At 65.1% G+C, this 25898-nt stretch carries 21 protein-coding genes; 6 read left to right on the plus strand and 15 right to left on the minus strand.

Going from position 1 to position 25898, the window contains the following annotated elements; translation table 11 throughout:
• Positions 1-6: 6 nt before the first annotated feature.
• On the minus strand, positions 7-1491 hold the full coding sequence (gene proP / locus CH292_RS22705; RefSeq protein WP_019666309.1) for a glycine betaine/L-proline transporter ProP: 1485 nt from the start codon (positions 1489-1491) through the stop codon (positions 7-9).
• A 215-nt stretch (positions 1492-1706) separates the two neighbouring features.
• Between proP and CH292_RS22710 the strand changes: the two genes are divergently transcribed.
• Positions 1707-2768, plus strand: a complete 1062-nt coding sequence (locus CH292_RS22710; protein ID WP_179278045.1) for a nucleoside hydrolase — start codon at positions 1707-1709, stop codon at positions 2766-2768.
• A gap of 8 nt (positions 2769-2776) precedes the next feature.
• Here CH292_RS22710 and meaB read toward each other — a convergent pair whose 3' ends face one another.
• Genes meaB through CH292_RS22725 form a run of 3 tightly spaced genes read right to left on the minus strand, consistent with a single transcriptional unit; the run spans position 2777 to position 7958 of the window.
• On the minus strand, positions 2777-3781 hold the full coding sequence (meaB, locus tag CH292_RS22715) for a methylmalonyl Co-A mutase-associated GTPase MeaB (RefSeq protein ID WP_019666311.1): 1005 nt from the start codon (positions 3779-3781) through the stop codon (positions 2777-2779).
• A gap of 2 nt (positions 3782-3783) precedes the next feature.
• Positions 3784-6066 (minus strand): methylmalonyl-CoA mutase, encoded by a 2283-nt coding sequence (gene scpA / locus CH292_RS22720; RefSeq protein ID WP_094655809.1) that lies wholly within the window; start codon positions 6064-6066, stop codon positions 3784-3786.
• A gap of 2 nt (positions 6067-6068) precedes the next feature.
• Positions 6069-7958, minus strand: a complete 1890-nt coding sequence (locus tag CH292_RS22725) for a methylmalonyl-CoA mutase family protein (protein WP_094655810.1) — start codon at positions 7956-7958, stop codon at positions 6069-6071.
• Positions 7959-8122: 164 nt separating this feature from the next.
• On the opposite strand from CH292_RS22725, the gene CH292_RS22730 reads away from it, so the two are divergent.
• From CH292_RS22730 to CH292_RS22740, 3 genes are read left to right on the plus strand one after another with little or no spacing between them, the layout of a single operon-like run.
• The gene (locus tag CH292_RS22730) at positions 8123-8824 is read left to right on the plus strand and encodes a TVP38/TMEM64 family protein (protein WP_037142869.1); all 702 of its coding nucleotides are present in this window, start codon (positions 8123-8125) and stop codon (positions 8822-8824) included.
• Between the two features lie 31 nt (positions 8825-8855).
• Positions 8856-9473 (plus strand): hypothetical protein, encoded by a 618-nt coding sequence (locus CH292_RS22735; protein WP_094655811.1) that lies wholly within the window; start codon positions 8856-8858, stop codon positions 9471-9473.
• Between the two features lie 37 nt (positions 9474-9510).
• On the plus strand, positions 9511-10080 hold the full coding sequence (locus CH292_RS22740) for a hypothetical protein (RefSeq protein ID WP_020110093.1): 570 nt from the start codon (positions 9511-9513) through the stop codon (positions 10078-10080).
• Positions 10081-10123: 43 nt separating this feature from the next.
• Here the strand turns inward: CH292_RS22740 and CH292_RS22745 are convergent, their stop codons facing one another.
• From CH292_RS22745 to CH292_RS22755, 3 genes are all read right to left on the minus strand, one after another.
• A complete protein-coding gene (locus CH292_RS22745; RefSeq protein ID WP_019666317.1) occupies positions 10124-11329 on the minus strand; it encodes an SPFH domain-containing protein in 1206 nt (401 codons plus the stop codon).
• Between the two features lie 6 nt (positions 11330-11335).
• Complete coding sequence (locus tag CH292_RS22750; RefSeq protein ID WP_026347998.1) at positions 11336-11767, minus strand: NfeD family protein; 432 nt, start codon at positions 11765-11767, stop codon at positions 11336-11338.
• Positions 11768-11884: 117 nt separating this feature from the next.
• Complete coding sequence (locus CH292_RS22755) at positions 11885-12697, minus strand: DUF3097 domain-containing protein (protein ID WP_019666319.1); 813 nt, start codon at positions 12695-12697, stop codon at positions 11885-11887.
• Between the two features lie 194 nt (positions 12698-12891).
• On the opposite strand from CH292_RS22755, the gene CH292_RS22765 reads away from it, so the two are divergent.
• Positions 12892-13737 (plus strand): hypothetical protein, encoded by an 846-nt coding sequence (locus CH292_RS22765; protein ID WP_179275328.1) that lies wholly within the window; start codon positions 12892-12894, stop codon positions 13735-13737.
• A 48-nt stretch (positions 13738-13785) separates the two neighbouring features.
• Here the strand turns inward: CH292_RS22765 and CH292_RS22770 are convergent, their stop codons facing one another.
• The 8 genes from CH292_RS22770 to CH292_RS22805 all read right to left on the minus strand — a co-directional run bounded on the left by CH292_RS22770 (position 13786) and on the right by CH292_RS22805 (position 22573).
• Entirely contained in the window at positions 13786-14868 is a 1083-nt protein-coding gene (locus CH292_RS22770; RefSeq protein ID WP_037163122.1) for a ferrochelatase, read from the minus strand.
• A 67-nt stretch (positions 14869-14935) separates the two neighbouring features.
• Entirely contained in the window at positions 14936-15760 is an 825-nt protein-coding gene (gene inhA / locus CH292_RS22775) for an NADH-dependent enoyl-ACP reductase InhA (protein WP_020110096.1), read from the minus strand.
• Between the two features lie 44 nt (positions 15761-15804).
• Positions 15805-16527, minus strand: coding sequence for a 3-oxoacyl-ACP reductase FabG1 (gene fabG1 / locus CH292_RS22780; RefSeq protein ID WP_019666324.1), 723 nt, complete (start codon positions 16525-16527; stop codon positions 15805-15807).
• Positions 16528-16611: 84 nt separating this feature from the next.
• Positions 16612-17604, minus strand: coding sequence for a VWA domain-containing protein (locus tag CH292_RS22785; protein ID WP_019666325.1), 993 nt, complete (start codon positions 17602-17604; stop codon positions 16612-16614).
• A complete protein-coding gene (locus CH292_RS22790; protein WP_094628162.1) occupies positions 17601-18590 on the minus strand; it encodes a DUF58 domain-containing protein in 990 nt (329 codons plus the stop codon). The genes CH292_RS22785 and CH292_RS22790 overlap by 4 nt, the downstream gene beginning before the upstream one ends.
• Entirely contained in the window at positions 18587-19945 is a 1359-nt protein-coding gene (locus CH292_RS22795; RefSeq protein WP_373454698.1) for an AAA family ATPase, read from the minus strand. The genes CH292_RS22790 and CH292_RS22795 overlap by 4 nt, the downstream gene beginning before the upstream one ends.
• A gap of 211 nt (positions 19946-20156) precedes the next feature.
• Positions 20157-21647 (minus strand): NlpC/P60 family protein, encoded by a 1491-nt coding sequence (locus CH292_RS22800; RefSeq protein WP_094655813.1) that lies wholly within the window; start codon positions 21645-21647, stop codon positions 20157-20159.
• Between the two features lie 392 nt (positions 21648-22039).
• The gene (locus CH292_RS22805; protein WP_019666329.1) at positions 22040-22573 is read right to left on the minus strand and encodes a DUF6676 family protein; all 534 of its coding nucleotides are present in this window, start codon (positions 22571-22573) and stop codon (positions 22040-22042) included.
• A 391-nt stretch (positions 22574-22964) separates the two neighbouring features.
• Between CH292_RS22805 and acnA the strand changes: the two genes are divergently transcribed.
• Complete coding sequence (acnA, locus tag CH292_RS22810) at positions 22965-25769, plus strand: aconitate hydratase AcnA (protein ID WP_026348000.1); 2805 nt, start codon at positions 22965-22967, stop codon at positions 25767-25769.
• The last annotated feature ends 129 nt before the right edge of the window (positions 25770-25898 follow it).

The raw sequence follows: 25898 nt of genomic DNA on the forward strand, positions 1-25898 counted from the left end.
TTCGCCTCAGGCGGCGGGCGCCGGCAGCGCGGAAGCCTCGGAGTACAGCTCCTTGGCCTCGTTCGGCGAATCGACCTGGGGCGGGGATCCTTCCAGAGGTTGAGTGGCGGACTCCTTCAGGAACCCGACCGCGACCAGACCGATCACGCCGGTCAGGATCAGATAGAACGCCGGGATCATCGTGTTTCCCGTCGCGGTCACCAACGCGGAGGTCACCAGCGGTGTGGTGCCACCGAAGAGCGACACCGACAGATTGAAGCCGATGGACAGTGCCGCATAGCGGACGCGCGTCGGGAAGAGCGCAGGAAGCGTCGACGCACTCGGCGCGGCGAAGCACGCAAGCACGACGCCGAGAACGAGACATCCCACGAGCGGGCCGAACCACCCGGTCTGCTGAACGAGCAGGAAACACGGTATGGCCAGGACGATCTGGGCCACCGCTCCGAACACGAACACCGGTTTGCGGCCGATCCAGTCCGTCAGCCGACCGACGCCGACGATGATCGACACCACGATCACCATCGCCGACAGCACGAGCAGGTCGGCGCTGAGTTGGCTGCGACCGACGACCTCGGTGAAGTAGGTCGGCAGGTAGCTCGTCACCATGTAGTTGGTGACGTTGTACAGCAACACGATTCCCATGCAGATCAGCAGTGCACGCCAGTGCCTGGTGAAGATCTTGCCGATTTCGCGCGCTCCACTCTCCTGCTGCTTGACCTTGTTGTCGTGATCGTCGAGTTGCTTGCGAAAAGCCGGGGTGTCCTCCAGCTTCAGCCGTAGGTACAGCCCGATGATTCCCATGGGACCTGCGATGAAGAACGGTATGCGCCAACCCCATTCGACCATCGTGGCGTCGCCGAGGACGGCGTTGAGGATCGTCACCAGACCCGACCCCATCGCGTATCCCACGAAGGTTCCGAAATCGAGCCAGCTGCCCAGGAATCCGCGTCTCTTGTCCGGCGAGTACTCGGCGATGAACGTCGTCGCTCCCCCGTACTCGCCTCCCGTCGAGAAACCCTGAACGAGTCGAGCAACGAGCAACAGGATCGGAGCCCAGATGCCGATGGACGCGTAACTCGGGATGAGTCCGACGGCGAGTGTGCCGATCGCCATCATGATCATGGTCGCCGCGAGGACCTTCTGGCGACCGATCCTGTCGCCCAACGGCCCGAAGAACAGGCCACCGAGCGGACGGACCACGAACGCTGCGGCGAAGGTCGCGAACGTGCTGATCAGCTGGACCCCAGGCGACGCGTCCGGGTAGAACACCTTGCCCAGCGTGGCGGCGAGGTAGCCGTAGACACCGAAGTCGAACCATTCCATCGTGTTGCCGAGCGCCGCCGCGGAGACCGCACGCTTGAGCATCGGCTGGTCGACGACGGTGATCCCGTCCTCGGTCAGTCTCGGTTTACGGTGCATAAGTTTGGCGAACACACCGCGCCTGAGATGTTGGATGTGGTCGTGTCCCCACCGCGGATGCTCGACTGTCATTTACACAACGTTAGCCAGAGCAACAACCAGTCTTCAAACCGCGAACCGTGCACTCGGCTCGATTTCCGCACGTATCACCAGGTCAACGACCGATTCCGCCAATTTTGTTGCCGCCCGGGACAATTGAGATCTATCGGGCAGATCGGACATCGCCCGATCTCGTGTCGACGACCCCGGCTCGACCGGTTCGCACGCGCGGAAGGCACGATGACACCGTGCCTGAATCCCTACCCGACATCCGCCCGACCGTTCCCCTGATCGTCGACGTCGACACCGGTATCGACGATTCGCTCGCGCTGCTCTATCTACTGGCAAGCCCGGAAGCGGACATTCTGTCCATCGCGTCCACAGCAGGGAACGTCCCGGTCGATCAGGTTGCCGCGAACAACCTCGCATGGCTCGACCTGTGCCGCGCGACGGACATCGAGGTGACGCTGGGCGCGCAGGCGCCTCTCGTCGCACCGCTGATGACCACCGAGGACACGCACGGACCTCAGGGCATCGGATACGCCGAGCTTCCCGTGTCGACGCGGTCTCTCTCCGACAGAGACGCCACGACGGCCTGGGTAGAACTCGTGCGCGAACGACCGGGTGAGATCACCGGACTGGTCACCGGACCGCTGACCAACCTGGCGACTGCCATTCGTGTCGAGCCCGACCTGCCGCGGCTTTTGAAGCGTCTGGTCGTGATGGGCGGGACCTTCTGGCATCCGGGAAACACGACACCGACAAGTGAGTGGAACGTCGCCGTCGACCCGGAAGCCGCGGCGGAGGTGTTCGCTGCGTTCTCCGGTCTACCCGCAGATCGCCTCCCGATCGTCTGCCCGCTCGACGTGACCGAGACCATCGAGATGTATCCCTCGCACGTCGAGCGACTCGCAGCACGCGCCGGAAGCACACCGCAGGAGATCATCTCGGAATCGGACGCGCCCTTCACGAGATCGGCCGCGTCGAACCCCGTCGTGCGTCACTTCGCCGATGCCGTCCGCTTCTACATGGAATTCCACCGAGAGCACGATCAAGGATTCCTGGCCCACATGCACGATCCGTTCGCAGCCGCCGTGGCACTGAAACCCTCGATCGTCGACGTCGTTCCCGCCGTCGTGGACGTGGAACTGGACGGAACGCTGACTCGCGGAACCACCGTCGCCGATCGACGCGGGATGTGGGGCAGACCGAACAATGCGCTGATCGCGACGTCCACCGACCCGAAGGCCTTCTTCGATCAGTTGATCGACCGTGTCGGCGCACTTGCGGAACGCCTGTACCCGCGCTGACCGACAGGTCAGACGCCGTCGAACGCGTCGACGATCTCCTTCGCCGCCAGGGCGGCCGTGAGCGAACCGTCGCGAACCTGCCGTTCGACATCGCCTCGTATCGCCCGGACTGCCGGATTGGATGCCAGTCGTCGCAGCAGCTGATCGTTGACCATGGTCCAGGTCCAGTCGACCTGCTGGGTACGGCGCTTCTCCGCGAACTGGCCCGCGTCCGACAACACCTGCTGGTGTTTCAGCACCGTGTTCCAGAAGTCGTCGAGGCCGATCTGCTCGAGGGCACTCATCGTCAGGACCGGCGGATGCCAGATCGCGTCGTGCGGGTAGATCATCCGCAGCGCCCCCGACAGCTCGCGCGCCGCACTCTTCGCCTCGATCGCGTGTTTACCGTCGGCCTTGTTGACCGCCACGAGGTCGGCGAGTTCGAGAACGCCCTTCTTGATCCCCTGCAGCTGATCGCCGGTCCGCGCGAGAGTCAAGAATGCGAAGCAGTCCACCATGTTGGCCACCGTGACCTCGGACTGCCCGACACCGACGGTCTCGACGAGGATGACGTCGAAACCTGCCGCCTCGAGGAGCACGATCGTCTCGCGTGTCGCCCGTGCCACTCCTCCGAGCGTCCCCGACGTCGGGGACGGCCGGATGTACGCGTCCTTCTGAACCGCCAGGTTCGCCATCCGAGTCTTGTCACCGAGAATCGACCCACCGGTCCTCGTCGACGACGGATCCACCGCCAACACCGCCACTCGATGCCCCTTGTCGATCAGGTACATCCCGAGTGCGTCGATGAACGTCGATTTGCCCACCCCGGGAACGCCGGTGATCCCGACGCGATGCGAGCCACCGGCCTTGGGCAGCAACTGCAGGAGCAGCTGCTGCGCCAGGTCTCGGTGGTCGTCTCGCGTCGACTCCACCAGCGTGATCGCACGAGCCAACCCCGACCGTTCGCCGGACAGTACCGACTTCGCGACCGCATCGATGTCGATCGTGCGACCAGCTCTGTTGGGAGAACTCATGTTCAGGCAGATGCCTCGCGCGGCGCATCGGGCGGAGTGTGACCCAGCTGCACCGACAGTTTCTCCACGAGCCCGATCGCGGCGTCCGCGATGACCGTCCCCGGCGGGAAGATCGCCGCGGCGCCTGCCGCGTAGAGCTCGTCGAAGTCACCCGGAGGGATGACACCGCCGACGACGATCATGATGTCGGGGCGGTCCACCGCCGCGAGCGCTTCCCGCAGCGCGGGAACCAACGTCAGGTGGCCTGCAGCCAACGAGGACACTCCGACGACGTGGACGTCGTTGTCGGCCGCCTGACGTGCGACCTCCTCCGGAGTCTGGAACAGCGGGCCGACGTCGACGTCGAATCCGATGTCCGCGAACGCCGTCGCGATGACCTTCTGACCGCGGTCGTGACCGTCCTGGCCCATCTTGCAGACCAGGACACGCGGGCGGCGCCCCTCGTCCTCGGCGAACTGCCGGGCCAGCTCGGTGGCCTTGGTCAAATTCTTCGCTTTGCCGGCTTCGTCGCGATACACACCACTGATTGTCCGGATTTCCGCCTGATGGCGCCCGTAGACCTTCTCGAGCGCGTCGGAGATCTCCCCGACGGTGGCCATCTTGCGCGCTGCGTCGATGGCCAGGTGCAGCAGGTTGTTCTCGAGCCCACTCTCCGACGACGCTGCCGCCCTGGTCAGGTTGGCCAGCGCCTCTTCGACGGCCGCGTTGTCTCGCTCGGCGCGCAGACGCGTCAGCTTCTCGATCTGCTCCTTGCGGACCTTCGAGTTCTCGACCTTGAGAACCTCGATGGTGTCGAGCTCGTCCGGGACGTACTTGTTGACGCCCACCAGCGGCTGCCGACCGGAGTCGATCCGAGCCTGCGTCCGCGCCGCGGCCTCTTCGATGCGGAGTTTCGGAATACCCTCGCCGATGGCTCGAGCCATACCGCCCGCGGCCTCGACCTCCGCGATGTGTGCGCGCGCACGATCGGCCAGCTGGTGAGTGAGCCATTCGACGTAGTGCGAGCCACCCCACGGATCGATGGGACGCACGGTGTTGGATTCCTGCTGAATCAGCAACTGCGTGTTGCGGGCGATGCGAGCGGAGAAGTCCGTGGGCAGCGCCAACGCCTCGTCGAGTGCGTTGGTGTGCAACGACTGTGTGTGGCCCTGCGTCGCCGCCATCGCCTCCACACAGGTGCGCGCGACGTTGTTGAACACGTCCTGAGCGGTGAGCGACCACCCCGAGGTCTGCGAATGTGTGCGCAAGGAACGCGATTTCGCACTCTTCGGTTCGAACTTCTGCACCAGTTCCGACCACAGGAGACGACCCGCGCGGAGCTTGGCGACCTCCATGAAGAAGTTCATCCCGATGGCCCAGAAGAACGACAGACGAGGCGCGAACGTGTCGATGTCCATGCCCGCGTCGAGCCCGGCGCGGATGTATTCGACGCCGTCGGCCAGGGTGTAGGCGAGCTCCAGATCTGCTGTCGCGCCTGCCTCTTGGATGTGGTAGCCGGAGATGGAGATGGAGTTGTACTTGGGCATCTTCGCGCTCGTGTACGCGAAGATGTCCGAGATGATTCGCATCGACGGCTTCGGCGGATAGATGTAGGTGTTGCGGACCATGAACTCTTTGAGGATGTCGTTCTGGATGGTGCCGGCCAACTTCTCCGGCGGCACACCCTGTTCCTCGGCAGCGGCGACGTACAACGCCAGAATCGGCAGGACCGCGCCGTTCATCGTCATCGACACCGACACGCTGCCGAGATCGATGCCGTCGAACAGCTGACGCATGTCGTAGATGGAATCGATGGCGACACCGGCCATTCCGACGTCGCCCTGCACGCGTGGATGATCCGAGTCGTATCCGCGGTGCGTGGCGAGGTCGAACGCGACGGACAGGCCCTTCTGTCCGGCCGCGAGATTACGGCGATAGAACGCATTCGATTCCGCTGCCGTCGAGAAACCGGCGTATTGCCGGATGGTCCACGGCTGGTTGACGTACATCGTCGGGTACGGCCCGCGCACGAACGGCGGGGTCCCCGGGTAGCTGCCCAGCGGGTATCCCTGCGCTTCCACCTCGTCGCGATCGGCCTTGGTGTACACCGGTTTGACGTCGATGCCCTCGGGTGTGGACCACACGACCTGCTCGGCGGTGTAGTTGTTCGCTGCCGCACCGGCCTCGATGTGCGCTGCCGCGTCCTCGGCCGTCGGCGCGGTGGAGGCGGGGGCAGATGGATCCTTCAGCGGCACATCGGCGAAACTGCCGATGACGTGCGACGTACGAGAGTCGTGAGTGGTCATCGTCAGGCTCCCAGGTAATCGAGAAGATCGGTCAGGACCGCAACTGCGTCGACCTTGGCAGTGAGGAAGTCGTCGGGTCGGCTGCCGTCGTCGACACCGGAATCAGCGTCGAGGCGGCCGAAGATCTTCTCCGGACCGGCGAGGAGAACCCGCTCGATTCCCGCCTGCCGCAACGCCAGTACCGCCGGCCTCGCGTCGTCGACGTACCGTTTGTCGGTGCCGCACAGCACAGCCACCCGGGCCCCGGAACTGCGCACCGCCTCCGCGATCGACTCGGTGGTCAGCGGCCCCGGGTTCTCGGTGTGAATACCACCGGACGCGAGGAGGTTGGCCGCGAAGGTCGTTCGCACGTTGTGCTCGGCCACCGATCCGATCGGGGCCAGAAGCGCGAGCGGACGCGCATCCTGCTCGAGCAGGTAGGCATCCGACCGGTCACGCAACGCCTCGAACGCAGCGCCGTACCGGGCCACGGTGGCGTCGGGTTGTGGCGGAATTGGCGCCTCGGCCAGGTTCGGGAACTCGTTCACTCCGGTCAGCGGGGTACGCCGGTGCGCAACGTCGGAATCTCGCTGCGCCTTCGTGTTCGCGATCGCGGCTGCCGTGGAACCCGACTCGAGCGCGGCGAAGTAGCCTCCGTCGGACTCGATGGTTCGGGTGAATTCCCACGCCTTCTCCGCGAGATCGTCGGTGAGCTTCTCGATGTACCAGGACCCGGCACCCGGATCCAGCACCCTCCCCAGATGCGATTCCTCGAGCAACAGCAGCTGAGTGTTGCGAGCGATCCTTGCCGCGAACGTCTTCGACACTCCGGCAGCGCCACCGTCGAGCGCAACGTCGAAGGGCAGCACGGTCACTGCATCTGCCCCGCCGATGCCTGCACCGAACGCAGCCAACGTGGTACGCAGCATGTTCACCCACGGATCACGCTGACTCATCATCGCCTCGGACGTGACGGCGTGTTGCGGGGCACCGCCCGCACCTGGCGCACCGACGACCTGAGCCACCCGTGCCCAGACCATGCGGGCTGCTCGGAACTTCGCGATGGTCTGGAACTGGTCGTCCGTGGCGGCGAAACGGAACTCGATCTGCGACAGAGCCTGCTCGGCCGTCAGACCTGCGGCGGTCAGTACCCGCAGATACTCCAACCCGGCCGCGACGGATGCGCCGACCTCCTGGGTATCGCTCGCTCCGGCATTGTGAAAGACGGTGCCGTCCACCGTGATCGCGCGCACGGTCTCGGGCCGAGCCTCGGCGAGAACGGCGAGTGCGACGGTCTCGTCCACGTTCACGGAACCGACACCGGCGAATCGGGCCGTCAGCGGTGCAGCGCCCAGGCGAATGTCGACAGCGGCACGGTCCTCGACCGACGAGGAATCCGCCACTGCGAAGATCGCATCGGCTGCCGCGGCGACGTCCGACCCGGCGTCGACGACCACCGGCGCAAGATCCAACAACACACCGTCCAGCGCACGCGCTACCCCGGTCACCGGAAGTCCGGATCCACCGATCGAGAGCCACACTCCGCTGATTCCGTTGTTCAACCCGTCCAGGATGGACTCGTTGATTGACTCCGGATCGGAGGTCCCTGCACCGAACTTCGCACTGACGGTCCAGCCGGCGTTCACATCGCGAGTACGGTCACGACCGCGAACGAACGGGTGAACTCCCGGCAGCGGATGTTCCGGTTGTTCGTCGAGCACACCGTAGAGCGGCGCGACCGTCACTCCGTCGTAGGTCACTGCGTCGAGCAGGTGCTCCGCGTCGACCGGAAGGTCCGCGACGTCCACTCGTCTCGACTTCGCGAGGACGCCCGCGACGGCCTTCTGCCACGCGGCATACGCACTGGTGGAAGCGTCTTCTTGCGAAGCGCTTTCTGGTGAAGCAACGGACACAGTGACTGCTCCCTCGACTCGATCGGCACGCAGATCGACAAATTGCGACTTCTGTGATGTTAACCGCGATTGTTGGAACACTATCGTGAGGATCACCTCATGTCTGCGTGGGCATCGGTTCGGCGAGCGTCGCTGCCGAGCGGGTGCCGGTACTGTCGGCGAATGTGAAGAGGCGCTTTCGAGACCCCCGGCTCATCGGCCTCGTTCTCCTTCTCCTGGTCCTCGCTCTCGCCGCAGCGTTCACGCCACATCCGTCCGTCGCTCAGATCCGCGAGTGGTCGCATTCGATCGGTCCCGCGTTCCCACTCGTGTTCTTCGCCGTACACGCGGTGGTCACGGTTGCACCAATTCCTCGTACCCTGTTCACTCTCGCCGCGGGCGTCCTGTTCGGGTCGCTGACCGGCATCGTCGTCACGGTCGGCGCGTCCACGGTCAGCGCGGTGATCGCCCTGCTCATGGTCCGGGCCGTAGGTCGGGAGTGGTTCGCAACCAGAATGACCCACCCGGCGGTCAAGGCCATCGACGACAGCCTGGCTCGCCGAGGCTGGCTCGCGGTGGGCTCGCTGCGGTTGATCGCGCCCGTTCCGTTCTCGGTGGTCAACTACTGCTGCGGGGTGTCGTCGATTCGCATCGCCCCGTTCGCGTTGGCCACTGCCGTCGGGGTCGTGCCCGGAACAGTGGGCATCGTGGTGCTGGGCGATGCGCTGGGCGGCAACGCCGATCCGGTGATGCTCGCGTTGTCGGCGTCGTGCATTGCACTGGGCGTGCTGGGCCTGATCGTGGACTGGCGCCTGACGACGCGCGGTCGAACCCGGGCACGTCAAGCCGTGGAACTTGATATTCAGGAGTCAAGTCAAAAACGTTGACTTGCATATTTCAAGGCATTAGCCTTGACGAATGTTCGTCATGACGATCGATCAGCGTGGAAGCCGACGCGAACGCGATCGCGTCGAAGACCTACTGGAGTCCATGCACGGCGTGCCGCTTCTCCGTCCGTTCGATCGAACCGCGGGCGACGAGGTTCAGGCCGTCGTGGAGAACTCGCCCACCGGAGCGCGCACCGTCGTCGACGTCGCACTACGCCTCGTCCGCGAGCAGCACTGGAGTATCGGCATCGGAGTCGGCGCCGTCGAACTCCCGCTCCCCACCACCACCCGGGCCGGACGAGGACACGCGTTCGAAGCAGCACGTGACGCCGTGACCCGAGCCAAGAACGCACCGGGTGGCGTCGCAGTCGCCAGCGCGCGCGACGCGCCCGCCGCCGCCGCAGCGGACGCCGAGACAGCACTGATACTGGTCGCACTGCTCGTCACCGACCGAACCGAGCAAGGCCACGCCGCAGTGGACCTCATGACTGCCGGCCACACGCAGACCAGCGCCGCCGAGATACTCGGCATCAGCAAGCAAGCGATGTCGCAGAGATTGTCGGTGGCGAGGTGGAGTATCGAATCGGGCGGGCGAACATTGGCCGAACATCTACTGAGCGACCTGTCCGGTCACGAGGACCGACTGTGACGACTCGGCACGGCAGGCACGATCGAGGGGGAAACTGATGTCCGTTTCGGCACTGACGACCGTCATGACGCCGGTACTTCTGGTCGCCTCGGCCACGGCGTCGATCGCCCCGTCGACAGGCCGACTGCCCACCCGGCTGCCGACGTGGGTGCCTGCAGCCACGTCCGTGGGTCTGCTCGCGGTCGCTGCCGTCTGCGCGTCTCTGACCGACCCGGTGCACGGATTCATGTTGGCCACCACGTACGTGGTCACGGTCGCCGTAGCCGCCGTAGGCGGTTCCGGCATCGTTCCGGCGGTCTTCGCACTTGCCCGGCGGAGCGGCACGCCCGGACCCGACGATTCGCCGGGACCACTGCACGGCGGACGCACCATCGGAATCCTCGAGCGCACGGCGGTCGCGGCATCCATCCTGTCCGGTTGGCCCGAGGGCATCGCGATCGTCCTGGCCGTCAAAGGGCTTGCCCGCTATCCGGAACTGCGTGCCAGCGAGCCGTCCGCCCAGTCGCCTGCCGCGACGTCGGCCTCCGAGCAGTTCATCATCGGCACCTTCGCGAGCGTCATGTGGGCCGTCGCCGTCTGCGGAGTCGGCCTCGCCCTGACCACCTGACCGTCCGACCGGCATCGCGAACTGCGACGACCCGCCTCGCTTCTTACCGCTCTGGTTCAGCCTGAGGCGCAGTCCACTGCTGATGCGCCGGCCCCGCCGACAGCTCGCCTACGTCGAGCCCTTTCGTCAGACTGGGGTCGGGAGCAAGGGAGGTGTCGACGGGCGTGCGCGCGACGGCTTCCGCAGCCGCCACGGCTTCCGCGACAGCTGGATCGCTCTTCGTCTCGAACCAATCCGCAACTTCTTCCGAGTCGTCCTCGGGTTTGGTGTCCGCACCCGAGGTGTCACTCGGCTGGAACCTGAACACACCATCTTCCCCTGGCGCGCCGAGAGTCTTGGCGAATCCCTTCAACGCATCCCCGAAGTCGCTGGGGATCATCCAGACCTTGTTGGCGTCACCCTGCGCCATCTGGGGCAACGTCTGCATGTACTGGTACGCAAGGAGCTCGGGCGTCGGCTTGCCTGCCTTGATGGCCGCGAACACTTTCTCGATCGCTTTGGCCTGACCCTGCGCCTGAAGGTACTTCGCAGCCCGATCGCCCTGGGCCCGAAGGATTCTGGACTGACGCTCACCCTCGGCCGTGAGAATCGACGCCTGCTTGGCGCCTTCCGCTGCGAGGATCCGACTCTGCTTGTCACCCTCGGCCGTCTTGATCGCGGACTCGCGGTGTCCCTCCGCCGTCAGAATCGTCGCTCGCTTCTCACGGTCGGCCTTCATCTGCTTCTCCATCGACTCCTGGATCGACGGCGGCGGATCGATGCTCTTCAGTTCCACACGTGCCACGCGCAGGCCCCATCGCCCGGTCGCCTCGTCGAGAACCCCCCGCAGCTGGCCGTTGATGGAGTCGCGAGACGTGAGCGTCTCCTCCAAGGTCATGCCACCGACGACGTTGCGCAGCGTGGTCGTCGTCAACTGCTCCACGCCCACGATGTAGTTGTTGATCTCGTAGACGGCGGCCTGAGGATTGGTGACCTGGAAGTACACGACCGTGTCGATCGACACCGTCAAGTTGTCCTTCGTGATTACCGGCTGCGGCGGGAAGGACACAACCCGTTCTCGCAGATCGACTTTCGCGCGAACCCGATCGACGAACGGAACGAGGAACGTCAACTGCCCCGACACCGTCTTCGAATACCTACCGAGCCGTTCGATCACCGCGGCCTCGGCCTGCGGCACCAGCGCAACCGATTTGGCCACCAGAACGACGACAAGAAGGACGATCACGCCCAGAACGATGAGTGCTGTCATGGTCGACTACGGTCCTCTCCACACGAGCGCAGTTGCGCCGTCTATTTCCATCACGGTCACTGTGGTCCCCGGCGCATACACCTCGGTGGAATCGAGAGGACGCGCCGTCCACACCTCTCCGCCGATCTTCACCTGACCTTCGGTGGCCGACACCTGTTCGAGAACCAGCGCGCTCTTGCCCGACAACGCCTCGATTCCGGTCGGCAGGACAGGCGGTTTCGCGAACTTGCGCAGCAGAATCGGACGCACCCCGAGAACGAGGGCCAACGACACGACGGCGAACACCACGGCATCGACCCACACCGGAAAATCCGTGACAGACGACACTCCGGCCGTTGCCAGAGCCCCTCCGGCGATCATCAGCAGGAAGAAATCACCCGTCAATGCCTCGGCTGCCGCAAGGAGCACGCCCGCGATGAGCCAGATAATCGCTGCCACACCCCCAGTGAACCACAAATCGGACATCTGCCGGTGAGACGAGACGACAACTCACCGCGGTAACCGGAGTCCGGGTAACCGGTGCTCGATCACCGAGACTCGGTGACCGGGGCTCGGTTACTGGGGTTCGGTGACGAAATCGACGAGCTGCTCGACCGCGCCGATCAACGGCGCCTCGAGATCGCGGAAACTGGACACCGATTCGTACACACGTCGCCAACCGTCGCGCGGAGATCCCCACCCCAGCTCCCGGCAGATACCGGTCTTCCAATCCTCGCCTCGCGGAATCCGCGGCCACGCAGCAATACCGACTGCCTTCGGGCGCACCGCTTCCCACACGTCGATGTACGGATGGCCCGTCACGAGCACATGCGGCCCCAAGGATGTCGTCAGCTTCGACTCCTTGGAACCCGTCACGAGATGGTCGACGAGCACACCGACACGGCGCCCAGGCCCTGGCCCGAACTCCGCGAGACGCTCACCGAGGTTGTCGAGCCCCTCGAGGTGCTCGACCACAACACCTTCGACGCGCAGATCGTGACCCCACACCCGCTCGACCAGAGCGGCATCGTGGACACCCTCGACCCAGATCCGGCTCGCACGGGCCGTACGAGCACGCAGCCCCTCGACACGGGTGGAACCCGACGCCGAACGAGACGGGCCCGCCTTCGGAGCCGCGGCGGCGCGTACCAACGTCACCCGCTTGCCGTCGATCAGGAACGCAGCCTCCCGCAACGCGAACAGACGTGTCGTTCGCGCAGCGTCCTCCAAACGCACGAAATCACCGTCGTACGTTCGCTCGAACCCCACGACGGCACCGCAGTACCCGGTCGCCGCGTCCTCGACCACGAGCCCACGCTCGGCCGGAACCTGCGGCGCAGGCACCTTCCGCATCCGACTGTGCCCCGCAAGAATGTCCGACCCGTACATATCCGCCACGGCCGAACACGCTAGCCCAACCCACATCACTCGAGCCGCACGCCACGCCGTTCGAAAGCCCTCACCTACGGCTCATGTCTGCAGGCTCCACTCCCGGCTCCTCCCTGGTCATTTCTGCAGGCTCCACTCCCGCCTCCTCCCTGGTCATTTCTGCAGGCTCCACTCCCGGCCTAAACTGGTGAGCCGTGAGTTCTCCCAGTGCAAGCCTCGCCGTATGGGCGAGTTCGTGGTTGGCCGGCATGAGCGCACCGGACGACGTGATCGACGCCATGGCCGAATGGGCGCCGATGCATCTGATCGTGGCTGCGGACGAGGCAACCGCGGCCTCCACGTCGCTGGCGTGGCCGAGCCCGCGTGCCGACGGCATCGCGGCGTTGCTGACGCTCGTGCGCGCGACGTCGGGCCGCACGCCGGGCGCAGCCGGGGCCGGACAGCCCGGGAACCCAGGAATCGAACTGCTTCTCCCCTCGCCTGGATCGGCGCAGAATCTCACACCCGGTACCGCATTCTCCCGTGCGGCTCTGGTCACCGGTCAGGCTGTTCTCGTCGGCTCTCCCGGAGCCGACGGAATCGGCCTGGTACCTGCGGTCGAGGGACCGGACGTGATGCGCTGGACGGTGCACACCGTCCGGATTCCCGATCACTTCGTACGCGACTTCTCGCTGGGCGAAGCTGAATACGCGATGCGCGACGCCGTGCGGGACGCAGCCGAGGCTCTCGGAACGATGTCGGCACTGCCGACTCGCACTCCGAACGGTGACCCCCGTACCCGGATTGCCGCCGAATTGGAATCGCTTGCACGCCATCGCTACCCGATCGACACTCCTGAACGAGTGCTTCGTGTTCTGGAATCGGCCGACCGAGTGTCCGCGATACTGTCCGTCGCTCAGCACGATTCACCCACCGAGGCACCGACCGCTGCCGCAGAGGCTGCACGGGAGAACCTGATACGGCCGCTGTGGTCGGCAGTGCGGGCTGCGCGACTCAGCGCTGTGGCGCGCAGCATCGAGGAAGGAGCGCCGCGGGCCTGAACGGAGCTGAGTCGGGGCGGAGTCGGGGCCGCCTGAACAAGAGATGCGTCAGCGAGGCGCGCCGACCGGACGACGTGCGGGTTGCTCGCAGCAGTTGAGCGCGCATCGATCACCGTTCGCCGTCGAGCCGTAACGGGGGACGTTACCGATCCCACGGGGAGAGGTATCGCCGACGTACTCCCCCACCAACTCGACGACCATCTTCGCGAACCGCGGATCCGTGCCCGGCGTGGCCACGCGCGCGAAAGCCATCGACAGTTCGGCTGCCTTGTCGCGTGCCTCGGTGTCGAGATCCCACACCACCTCGAGGTGATCGGAGACGAAGCCGACCGGGCACACGAGTACCGCGTCGACGCCCTTGTCCGACAGAGTCTGAAGGTGGTCGCAGATGTCCGGCTCGAGCCACGGCACCTGAGGTGGTCCGGAACGCGACTGCCACACCAGGTCGTAGTCCTGGAAACCTGCTCGTTCGGCGGCCAGTCGGGAGGCGTCGGCAACTTGCCTGCTGTACAGGTGCCCGCCGTCCTCGGGCGGCCCCGCGTTCGCGTCGGCGGCGCTGGGAATGGAATGTGCGGTGAACACGAGTCTCGCGCCTGCACGTTTGTCGGCCGGCAACTGTTCCAGCGCGACGGTGATCGCGTCGGCGAAGGAGTCGATCATCAGAGGATGATCGTAGAACTGCCGGATCTTGACCAACTCGGGTGCGCTGTCCCCTACCGACCGACGCGCACGCGCGATGTCCTCGTGGTACTGCCTGCACCCGGAATATCCGCCCCATGCGGACGTCGGAAACACCAGCGCGCGGCGGACCCCGTCCGCGGTCATCCGGCCGACCGTGTCCTCGACCATCGGATGCCAGTTCCGGTTGCCGAAATACACCGGTAAGGGGATAGAGGCCGATGCCAATTCGGATTCGACCGCCGCGATGATGTCGCGGTTGAGTGAATTGATGGGAGAGACCCCACCGAAATGCATGTAGTGCTCGACCACCGCGTCGAGGCGCTCGGGTGGTACCCCGCGCCCACGGGTGACGTTCTCGAGGAACGGCCGGACATGTGACGGGTCCTCTGGGCCACCGAAGGACAGGAACAGCAGCGCGTCGAAACCATCGACACCACGAGAGTCGGTCATCGGTCCATTGTGCGCCCGGGGAGGATGTGACCGAACACGCCCCTCCCCGGGCGTACGAACAGAAAAATCAGACGTTGTCCGGCAGGTACGTGTTGTGGCTCGCGCCACCGTCCACGTAGATGATCGAGCCGGTGGTGCCCGGCAGCCAATCGGACAGAAGCGCAACGATCGACTTGGCAACTGCCGTCGGGTCGTCGTAGTTCCAGCCGATGGGCGATGCACCGTCCCAGTACTCGTTGAGCTGCTGCATCTTCGCGGCGTCACCCGTAGCCGTTCCGGCGATGGCCTTGGCGGCCAAAGTCCGGATAGGGCCTGCGGCAACGAGGTTGGAGCGAACACGCTTGGCCTGACCGACCTCGCGAGCGACGTACCGGTTGACCGACTCGAGCGCGGCCTTGGCCACGCCCATCCAGTTGTAGTACGGCATGGCGGTGCGCGGATCGAAGTCCATTCCGACGATCGATCCTCCCTCGTTCATGACGGGGAGCACAGCGCGGGCCAGCGAGGCGTAACTCCATGCGGAGATCTCGAACGCACGCGAGGCGTCGGGGCCCGGCCCGTCCAGGAACGGCTTGGCGTCCGGTCCCATCAGAGTGCGCGGCGCGAAAGCGATGGAGTGCAGTACGCCGTCGACACCCTCGGGTGCGAGTTCACGAACGCGGTCGGCCAGAGCGGCCAGGTGCTCCTCGTTGGTTGCGTCGAGTTCGATCGCCGGGGGCACCGGCTGCGGGAGCCGCTGCGCGATGCGGTCGATCAGGCGGAGCCTGTCGAATCCGGTGATGATGACCTTCGCGCCCTGGTTCTGCGCCATTGCGGCAGCGTGGAACGCGATCGAGGCATCGGTGATGATGCCGGTCACGAGAATTGTCTTGCCTTCGAGCAGTCCGCCCATGTGTATTCCTTACAGATCGAATCGAAAAGAGAAAACGAAGAAAATCAGTGACCCATGCCCATGCCACCGTCGACCGGGATGACCGCACCCGACACGTATGCGGAGTCGGGGCCGGCCAGGAAGCTCACGACGGCCGCCACATCCTCCGGTTGACCGAGTCGCTGCAGCGGAATGAACTCCTTCGCCTTGCTGCGAAGGTCGTCGGGGAGCTCGGCCGTCATGTCCGTTTCGATGAAACCGGGCGAGACGACGTTGGCGGTGATGGACCGCGACCCGAGTTCACGCGTGATGGACCGCGCCATACCGATGACGCCCGCCTTGGACGCGGCGTAGTTGATCTGGCCGGGTCCACCACCCAGTGCGACGACGGAACTGAGGAACACCATTCGGCCCCACCGGGCGCGCAACATTGCGCGGTTGGCACGCTTGGCAACGCGGAATGCACCGGTGAGGTTGGCGTCGAGAACTCTCTCGAACTGCTCCTCCGTCATGCGCATCAACAGTGTGTCGTCGGTGATCCCTGCGTTGGCCACCAGTACCTCGACGGGCCCTTGCTTCTCCTCGACCTCTTTGAACGCAGCGTCGACGGATGCAGAATCGGTGACATCGCACACGACGCCGAGCAGACCTTCCGGCGCGCCCGAGCCGCGGTGCGTGACGGCGACCTTGTGGCCGTCCGCGGCGAGCCGCTGAGCGATGGCAAGGCCGATGCCTCTGTTACCTCCGGTGACAAGTACGGAACGAGCGATGAAGTCGGGTGTGGACATGCCTGCAACCTATCTGTTCGTGCTGGAATGACAAAGCAGTGTTACTCATGAGTAATAACAGTGAATAGGTACGAATTCGGTAAATCAGGGCAAACGCTGTCGAAGTACCAAAGCCGTACCGAGCCCCGCCGCTGTGAACAGGACGCCGAGAATCAGCCACGGTCTACTCGCGTCGCCCCGAGTCATCTCGAAGCCGATCTGCTCTTCGAGAGTGTCGTAGACGGCCCGTAGTTCCTCCAACGACGAGGCCGTGAAGAAACTGCCGCCGGACAGAGTGGCGATTTCCTTGAGCGACGGGTCGTCGACCGGCACCGGCACTCTCTCCGAACCCGATTCGCTCTCGATGTCGACGGTCCCGTAACTCGTTCCGAACGAGATGGTCGATATCGGTACGTCCTTCTCGGCAGCAGCACGCGCCGCGGTGTAACCGCCTCTCGGATCGTCCGGGTTTTCCGGCACCGTCTGCTTGCCGTCCGACAGAAGCACGATGCGGGCAGGTGGGGCAGCGTCCCCGCCGCCGAGTACCGCGCCCAGAGTGTCGATCGATTGCAGCGATGTGAAGATCGCTTCGCCGGTGGCCGTGCGCTCGCTGAGCTGCAGTTTGTCGATCGCCGCTTTGGTCGCTTCGCGATTCGCGGTGGGCGACACCAGAACCGAAGCAGTGCCGGCGAACGCCACCAATCCCAGATTGATGCCGGGAGTCAAACCGTCGGCGAACGATTTACCGGCTTCCTGCGCTGCCGCCAGACGCGACGGTTCGACGTCGGTCGCTTCCATGGACAGCGACACGTCGATCACGAGCATGACGGTTGCGCGATTGCGCGGAACCCGTTGATCCGACGTCGGGCCGGCCAGCGCGACGGTGAGCAGAAGCAGGCCCACCAGCACCAGAGCCGTCGGAACGTGCCGCCAGTATCCGGGCCGGTTCGGCGCTACCTTCTCGAGCAACTCCATGTTGGAGAACAGCAGCGTGTTCTTCTGACGGCGACGCTGCACGACGACGTATCCGGCGACGAGAGCGCCGACGACCAACAGAAACAGGAGCCACCACGGAGAGGTGAAGTCGGACAAGCTCACCGGCGACCCGCCCGTGCAGTGTTGGCGGCACTTGCCCCGAGCGTGTGCCTTCGCGAGGACACGAAGCGAACCACGTCGGCGATCCAGTCACCGTCGGTCCGCAATGTCAGGCGGGGCGCCCCACAACGGCGCAACACGCGTTCGACATCGCTCCGGTGCGCTGCCGCGGCCTCCGCGAAATCCGCCCGCAATCGCGGGGTGGTGCTGAACTCTCGGGTGCGCCCTGATTCGGGGTCGTGCAGCACCACATCTCCTATGTCGGGAAGTTCGAGGTCGCGCGGATCCAGTACTTCGACGGCGAGGACATCGTGCCGCGCCGCGATGGCTCGCAGCGACCGTTCCCAGTCGATCGGCCCGAGGAAATCGCTGATGATCACCGCCATTCCGCGCCTGCGCTGCGGCCGCCGGAGCGACTCGATCGCGCCCACCAGATCGCCTCGGACACCGTCCGCTGCACTGGGAGTGGTCGCGATCGTCCGTAGCATCGACTGTGTGTGAATCTGCCCACCGCGCGCGGGAATTCGCGTCAGTGTGGAGCCGGTGGCAACGACCGCGCCGATCCGGTTACCGCCTCCGCCGGTCAGATGTGTGATCGCAGCGGCGGCAGCAACGGCGAGGTCGCGCTTCTCGCATCCGGTGGTTCCGAAATCGAGGCTTGCCGACAGGTCGAGAACCATCCACGTTTCCAGCTCCCGGTCCGCCACCGACTGGCGTACGTGCGGATGCGTCGTGCGTGCCGTCACCGACCAGTCCATCTGACGGACGTCGTCGCCCGGCTGATACTCGCGAGCATCCCCAGGCTCGGACCCGGGACCGGGGATCAGCCCGAGGTGATCACCGTGCAGCACACCGTCGAGCCGACGCCGAACCGTCAGTTCGAGCGTCCGGAGCGCCGCGGCGAGCGACGGGTCCCGCAGCTCCCCGCTGCGGAAGGACGGAGGGCGAGCCTCGTGCCGCCGTACCGCACCTTCGGCCGGTCCACTCACTGCTTCTGGTTACCCGCGGTCGACTCGTTGCCGGCCGGCTGTTGCCCCTGCTGGCCCTGATGCACCTGCTGACCCTGGGGTGCACCGTTACCTGGTCCTGGTCCTGGTCCCTGCCCGCCCGGCGCCGGGAACTGACCTGCGTGCGGATGCGGTTGCGGCTGGTGCGGTTGCGGCGCCTGCGCGAACGACGGCTGCTGCGCGAAAGGTGGCTGCTGAGAGTTGGGGCTGTGCTGCGGGTTCGGAACCGGCGGCGGTGTCGGCTGCGGCCCTCCTCCGACGGCTTGCGGCGCGACCTGCGGAAGCCCGACGGTCTGCAGGACGCGAGTGATGACGTCCTCCGGCGTGACCTCGTCGGCGAGAGCGTCGTAGGACAGGACGAGCCGGTGCCGGAGCACGTCGGGAATGACCTCGAGGACATCCTGCGGAACGACGTAGTCACGTCCGCGGAGCAGTGCAAGTGCACGAGACGCCGAGATGATGCCGAGCGTCGCACGAGGGGATGCACCGTAAGCGATCCAACTGGCGACGTCGTCGAGACCGAGCTGCTCCGGTGTTCGAGTTGCCGCGATGACTCGGACGACGTAATCGACGAGAGCGTGATGCACGAAGACGTTGCTCGCGACTTTCTGCAAGCGGACGAGCTCAGCCGGGTCGAGTATCTGCTTCGGCGTGGGGACCGCGGTTCCCATCCGGTAGACGATCTCCCGCTCCTCCTCGACCGACGGGTAATCCACCACGATCTTGAACAGGAATCGGTCCCGCTGGGCTTCCGGAAGCGGGTACACGCCTTCGTTCTCGATCGGGTTCTGTGTGGCCATCACCAAGAACGGATCAGGCATCGGGAACGTCTTGCCGCCGATGGAGACGTGCCGTTCGGCCATCACCTCGAGAAGCGCGGACTGGACCTTGGCCGGGGCACGGTTGATCTCGTCCGCCAGTACGAAATTGGCGACGACAGGGCCCAGTTCGGTGTCGAACTCTTCGCGTCCCTGTCGGTAGATGCGGGTACCGATCAAGTCCGTCGGCACCAGGTCCGGGGTGAACTGCACACGAGAGAACGAACCGCCGACCACCTTGGCGAACGTCTCCACGGCGAGCGTCTTGGCCACTCCGGGAACGCCCTCGAGCAGAACGTGTCCGCGGGCGAGCAACCCGACGAGAATACGCTCGACAAGCCGATCCTGGCCGACGATGACGCGCTTGACCTCGTACACGGCCTTTTCGAGAATGCGTACGTCCTGCTGCAGATCGTTCACGGCATCCACCGAAGCGTTCCGGTCCGTGGTCTTCGGCTCCGGACCTTGCGAAGCACTTACGTTCGACACTCCCCCGTTCGATCCGTCGCCCTTCGACAGGTCGGCCTTCGATGCGTCACCGTTCGACACGCCGTCACGTGATGCCACCAACAATCCACCGCTTCCACTCGACATTTCGCGGGCACGTTCCTCCATGTCCGCCACCAACTATTGCAGGTGACGACGGAATGCGCCGACGGTCCCGCCCCAGGCTACCGGCGCGCACGGGCGAGCCTATCGGTACTGCGGTCAGGAGACCATGCACACCGATTCAGGACACCATGCGCACTGCGTACGGGGTCATACCGTCGTACCGGACCGGCGAGACCTTCACGACGCTGCCGGACTGAGGGGCCTCGAGCATCTTTCCGTCACCGAGATACAGCGCGACGTGCTGGCTCGCGTTCGGACCGTAGAACAGCATGTCTCCGCGCTTCATGTCCGAGGACGGAACCTGTTTGCCCGCGGTGTACTGGTAACCGGTGTAGTGCGGGAGTGAGATCCCCAGACCGGCGAACGCGTAGATCATCAACCCGGAGCAGTCGAAGCCGACCTTGTTGTAGTCGCCGTAACTGTCGGCGACACCTCCGTCACGGATTCCCTTGGTCGGCCCGTTCTCGTCTCCACCTCCCCACGAGTAGGGCACACCCAACTGCGACATTCCGCGATCGATGACCAGTTCCACTGCGGCACTGCCGGTCAGAGATGGATTGCTCTGCCCACCGCTACGCGGCTTCTTCGGTGTCGTGGACGTGGACGGCGACGGGGTTGAGTCCGAATCGTCGATGTCGGTGTGCGAGCGTTGGCCGGCGGCTGCGGCCGCCGCTGCTGCCGCAGCCGCCTGGTTCGCGGCGACGCGTGCAGCGGCCTGTACGGCTGCGTCGCGCGCGGCGGCTGCAGCTGCCGCGATTGCGGCGTCCTCGGCCGCCTTCTGCTGCTCCCATGCGGAGTACGCGTCGCGCTGGCCCTCCAATCCTGCGACCTCGGATCGCGCGGAGTCCAGTTGTGACTGCGCGGAATCGCGTTGAGCCTCGATCGCCGTCTTCTGCTCGGCCTGGGCGGCGAGGGCTGCACGCGCGGTGGCAATGGCGTCTTCCGCCGCGGCCTTCTTGTTCTCCGCGTCGCTGGCAGCGGCGTCGGCCTGCTGCTTGGACTCACGGGCGGCGGAATCCTTGTTCGCCTGCTCGGTGCGCGCACGTTGCAAGCCGTCGAGAACCGCATTCTGGCTTGACGACAACACCTTGAGAACCTGCGCTCGGTCGAGTACATCGTCCGGCCCGGTCGACCCGAGGAACGACGAGATCGATGCCACGCCCGTGCCCTGCGTGTAGCTCGACACCGCGAAATCGTTGAACTTGGTTTGAGCAGCTTGAATCTGTGTACCTGCGTCGGCGAGTGCCTGCTGTGCGACGCCGACCAGTTGCGCGGCGACGTCGGCAGCATCACGGGCATTCTGCAGGTCGACGAGCGCCCGGTTCACGTCCTCGCGTTTGATCGCGACATCGGCGTCGAGCTGAGCAAGTTGCTGATTGGCTGCGGCTACCTGGTTGATCAGTTCACCGACCGCACCGAGCTGCTGCTCCACCCGTGTGCCGGCAGCGGCGATGTCCGAGTCGGACGGATTCGGCGGAGGTGGTGGCACCGCCGCGGCAGTGCCGGACACGGCACCGAGCAGCGCTATCACCAGTCCGGACCCGACCAGTAGTCGTGCAGTGGCAGAGAACGCTTGACGGCGAATGCCGCGATCAGCTCGACGCCTCACAAAAAGTCTCCCTCGGTCCCGGCGCTCGCGACCGCTTCACAAGGAAGCAGCCGACGCCGGACGGACCGGCTGGACAGCCTTCCCCAGATGTCCTCGTCGTTCCGCCGGGCAGGGAGAGAGCACGCAGCACCACGTCAGATGCAGACCACGCCGGTCACACCCGAAGCATCGGACACCCGAGGCAACTCGGATACACCTCTGCCCTCTGCGACACTCCTTCCCCAGCAGTGCCAAAGGCACCGTACGACACTTTGAGCACTAAGGAAACTCCAGTCACAAATGACACATTTGTGATTTCAGCTGTGAAAACGCGCTGAACTCGGGCGTTCGCCCGAAACATTTTTTTCGACTTTTTCGCGCGCTGCGCGAGCAACCCTCGGAGAGGGTGACCGTCAGGCCCGAGGGGCCGTCGACGAGGGCGTGTCGGCCGCCGATCGCCGCCGCTTGATCTTGACCCAGGCGGTGGCCGCGGACGCACCGGCAACCACGACGAGAATGACGGCAGTGATTGCGGTCCAGGGTGCACTCGGCTCGATCAGGGTGTCGACGAAGTTGTCCGCGGCGACCACAGGATCACCGGTGTACGTGCGGTCTTGACCGGCTTCGAGAACGACTCGGCTGACACTGTCACTGAACGAGCCCACCTGATTCGGACTCAGCACCAAGACTGTCCCGCCGTCCTCGGCGCCGACGGCAGTGGCGAGATCGCGCAATTGCGAGTCGTGCCGCGGGTTGTCCTCCACCACGACGATGGACAGATCGATGCCGTGTTCCTCGGCGCGGTCCACCGCGGACTCGAGTCGGCTCTCGATCGAAGCCGGTGCACTGACGCCGGTCGCCGCGACTTCCGCGACGATCGTGTCGACGTCGACGCCGGGAGGTACGTCGGCCGACATCGGCGTGAAGGCAAGACCGGGTACAGGCATCAGAAAGGTTCCAGTTCACTAGCTGCGTCGGGACGGTCGAGCGCCCCGTCACACTCGGGGTCACGAGCGTTTCCGACGTTGTGGGTGATCGGAGCGCGCTCGACGAACGAACACTACGTGACGCCCCGGCCGACGGGTTCGCGACTTACCGGGAGACTCGCCTGCGAGTGAGGTTCCCCTGCATTGCGTAGCCAGGTTCGCTGGACGAAGATCGACTGTCGAGGGCCGTCGACCAGCAATGTAGGCTGCCCTTCGTTTTCAACAGGACAAGCGTACTGTTAGACTCGACCGCGAGACGAACAAGCCAGCGGCACATGCCTGCGAGGTGCGTCTCGCTTCAACCGTCGACACAGCCCCGTCGGCGGTGTGCCTCAAGACGAGTGGAGCTGAAGTGACCGCCAGTAATGATTCGTTCGGTGCAAAGGGCACCCTCGAAGTCGGAGACAACTCCTACGAGATCTTCCGCCTGTCAGCCCTCCCTGGCGCCGAGAAGTTGCCCTACGCACTGAAGGTTCTCGCGGAGAACCTCCTCCGCACCGAAGACGGTGCCAACATCACCGCCGACCACATCCGTTCGATCGCGTCGTGGGACCCCTCGGCCGACCCGAGCATCGAAATCCAGTTCACCCCCGCCCGCGTCATCATGCAGGACTTCACCGGCGTTCCTTGCGTCGTCGACCTCGCAACCATGCGTGAAGCAGTGACCACTCTCGGCGGCGACCCGAACAAGGTCAACCCGCTCTCGCCTGCCGACATGGTCATCGACCACTCGGTCATCCTCGATGTCTTCGGTCGCGCCGACGCGCTCGAGCGCAACGTCGACCTCGAGTACGAGCGGAACGGCGAGCGCTACCAGTTCCTTCGCTGGGGCCAGGGCGCGTTCGACGACTTCAAGGTCGTCCCCCCCGGCATGGGCATCGTCCACCAGGTCAACATCGAGTACCTCGCCCCCACCGTCATGACCCGCAAGGGCCAGGCCTACCCCGACACCTGTGTCGGCACGGACTCGCACACCACGATGGTCAACGGCCTCGGCGTGCTCGGTTGGGGCGTCGGCGGCATCGAGGCCGAGGCGGCCATGCTGGGCCAGCCCGTCTCCATGCTCATTCCCCGCGTCGTCGGCTTCAAGCTCTCCGGCGAGATCCAGCCAGGCGTGACCGCTACCGACGTCGTGCTCACTGCAACCGAGATGCTCCGTAAGCACGGTGTGGTCGGCAAGTTCGTCGAGTTCTACGGCAAGGGCGTCTCCGAGGTTCCGCTGGCGAACCGCGCGACCCTGGGCAACATGAGCCCCGAGTTCGGTTCCACCGCGGCGATCTTCCCCATCGACGAGGAAACCATCAACTACCTGCGCCTCACCGGCCGCAGCGACGAGCAGTTGGCACTCGTCGAGGCGTACGCCAAGGAACAGGGCATGTGGCACGATCCGGACAAGGAGCCGGTGTACTCCGAGTACATCGAGCTGAACCTGAGCGACGTCGTTCCGTCGATCGCCGGACCGAAGCGCCCGCAGGACCGCATCCTCCTGTCGGACTCGAAGGTGGCCTTCCGCAAGGACATCCACAACTACGTGGAGGAGAACTACCCGACGGACCACACCCAGCTCGACGAGGCCATCGAGGAGTCGTTCCCCGCGTCCGACCCGGCGACGCTGTCCTTCGCCGACGACGGAGCAGTCGACGTCCAGTCGGCCGCGTACGGCTCCGAGGGACGCCCGAGCAAGCCCGTGCGCGTCGTCACCGACGAAGCAGGCGAATTCGTGCTCGATCACGGTGCGGTCGTCGTCGCAGGCATCACGTCCTGCACCAACACCTCGAACCCGTCCGTCATGCTCGGCGCCGCACTGCTCGCGCGCAACGCCGTCGAGAAGGGCCTGTCCACGAAGCCGTGGGTCAAGACCAACATGGCACCCGGTTCGCAGGTCGTCACCGACTACTACGAGAAGGCAGGGCTGTGGCCCTACCTCGAGAAGCTCGGGTACTACCTCGGCGGATACGGATGCACCACGTGCATCGGTAACACCGGCCCGCTGCTCGAGCCGATCTCCAAGGCCATCAACGACAACGACCTCTCGGTCACTGCTGTGCTGTCGGGCAACCGCAACTTCGAGGGTCGCATCTCCCCCGACGTGAAGATGAACTACCTCGCGTCGCCTCCTCTCGTCATCGCCTACGGCCTCGCGGGCACCATGGACTTCGACTTCGAGTCCGATTCGCTCGGCACCGACCACGAGGGCAATCCCGTCTACCTGAAGGACATCTGGCCGTCCTCGCAGGAGATCGAGGAGACCATCCAGTCCGCGATCAGCCGGGACATGTTCAGCAAGTCCTACGAAACGATCTTTGCCGGGGACAGCCGCTGGCAGAACCTGTCGACCCCCGAGGGCGACACCTTCGAGTGGGACCCGAACTCCACCTACGTTCGCAAGGCGCCGTACTTCGACGGCATGGAGATGGAGCCGGCTCCGGTCAAGGACATCAAGGGCGCCCGCGTCCTCGCACTGCTCGGCGACTCGGTCACCACCGACCACATCAGCCCGGCAGGTCCCATCAAGGCCGGTACACCTGCAGCCCAGTACCTCGACTCCCACGGCGTCGAGCGCAAGGACTACAACTCGCTCGGATCGCGCCGCGGTAACCACGAGGTCATGATTCGCGGAACCTTCGCGAACATCCGCCTGAAGAACCAGCTCCTCGACGACGTCTCGGGCGGATACACCCGCGACTTCACGCAGGAAGACGGTCCGCAGGCGTTCATCTACGACGCGTCGCAGAACTACCAGGCTGCAGGCATTCCTCTCGTCGTCCTCGGCGGCAAGGAGTACGGTTCGGGCTCGTCGCGTGACTGGGCTGCCAAGGGCACCTCGCTTCTCGGTGTCAAGGCCGTGATCACCGAGTCGTTCGAGCGAATCCACCGTTCCAACCTCATCGGTATGGGCGTCGTTCCGCTGCAGTTCCCGGCAGGCGAAAGCGCGAAGTCGCTGAAGCTCGACGGTACCGAGACGTTCGACATCGTCGGCGTCGAGAAGCTGAACGAGGGCGTGACGCCGAAGACCATGGCCGTCACAGCCACCAAGACCGACGGAACCAAGGTCGAGTTCGACGCAGTGGTGCGCATCGATACCCCCGGCGAGGCGGACTACTACCGCAACGGTGGCATCCTGCAGTACGTGCTGCGCAACATGATCCGCGGCTAGACGCCACTGGATTTCGATCCCTGGAGGTTCCATCACCGACCAGGACAGCAGAACGCGCACGACCACCACGCGTCGGGCTCATGCCCGGCGACTGCGGTGCTCGTGCGCGTTCTGCGCTTGCCAGCAGGT

This window comes from Rhodococcus sp. 14-2470-1a, from assembly GCF_002259425.1.
GTDB classification, from domain to species: domain Bacteria; phylum Actinomycetota; class Actinomycetes; order Mycobacteriales; family Mycobacteriaceae; genus Rhodococcoides; species Rhodococcoides fascians_E.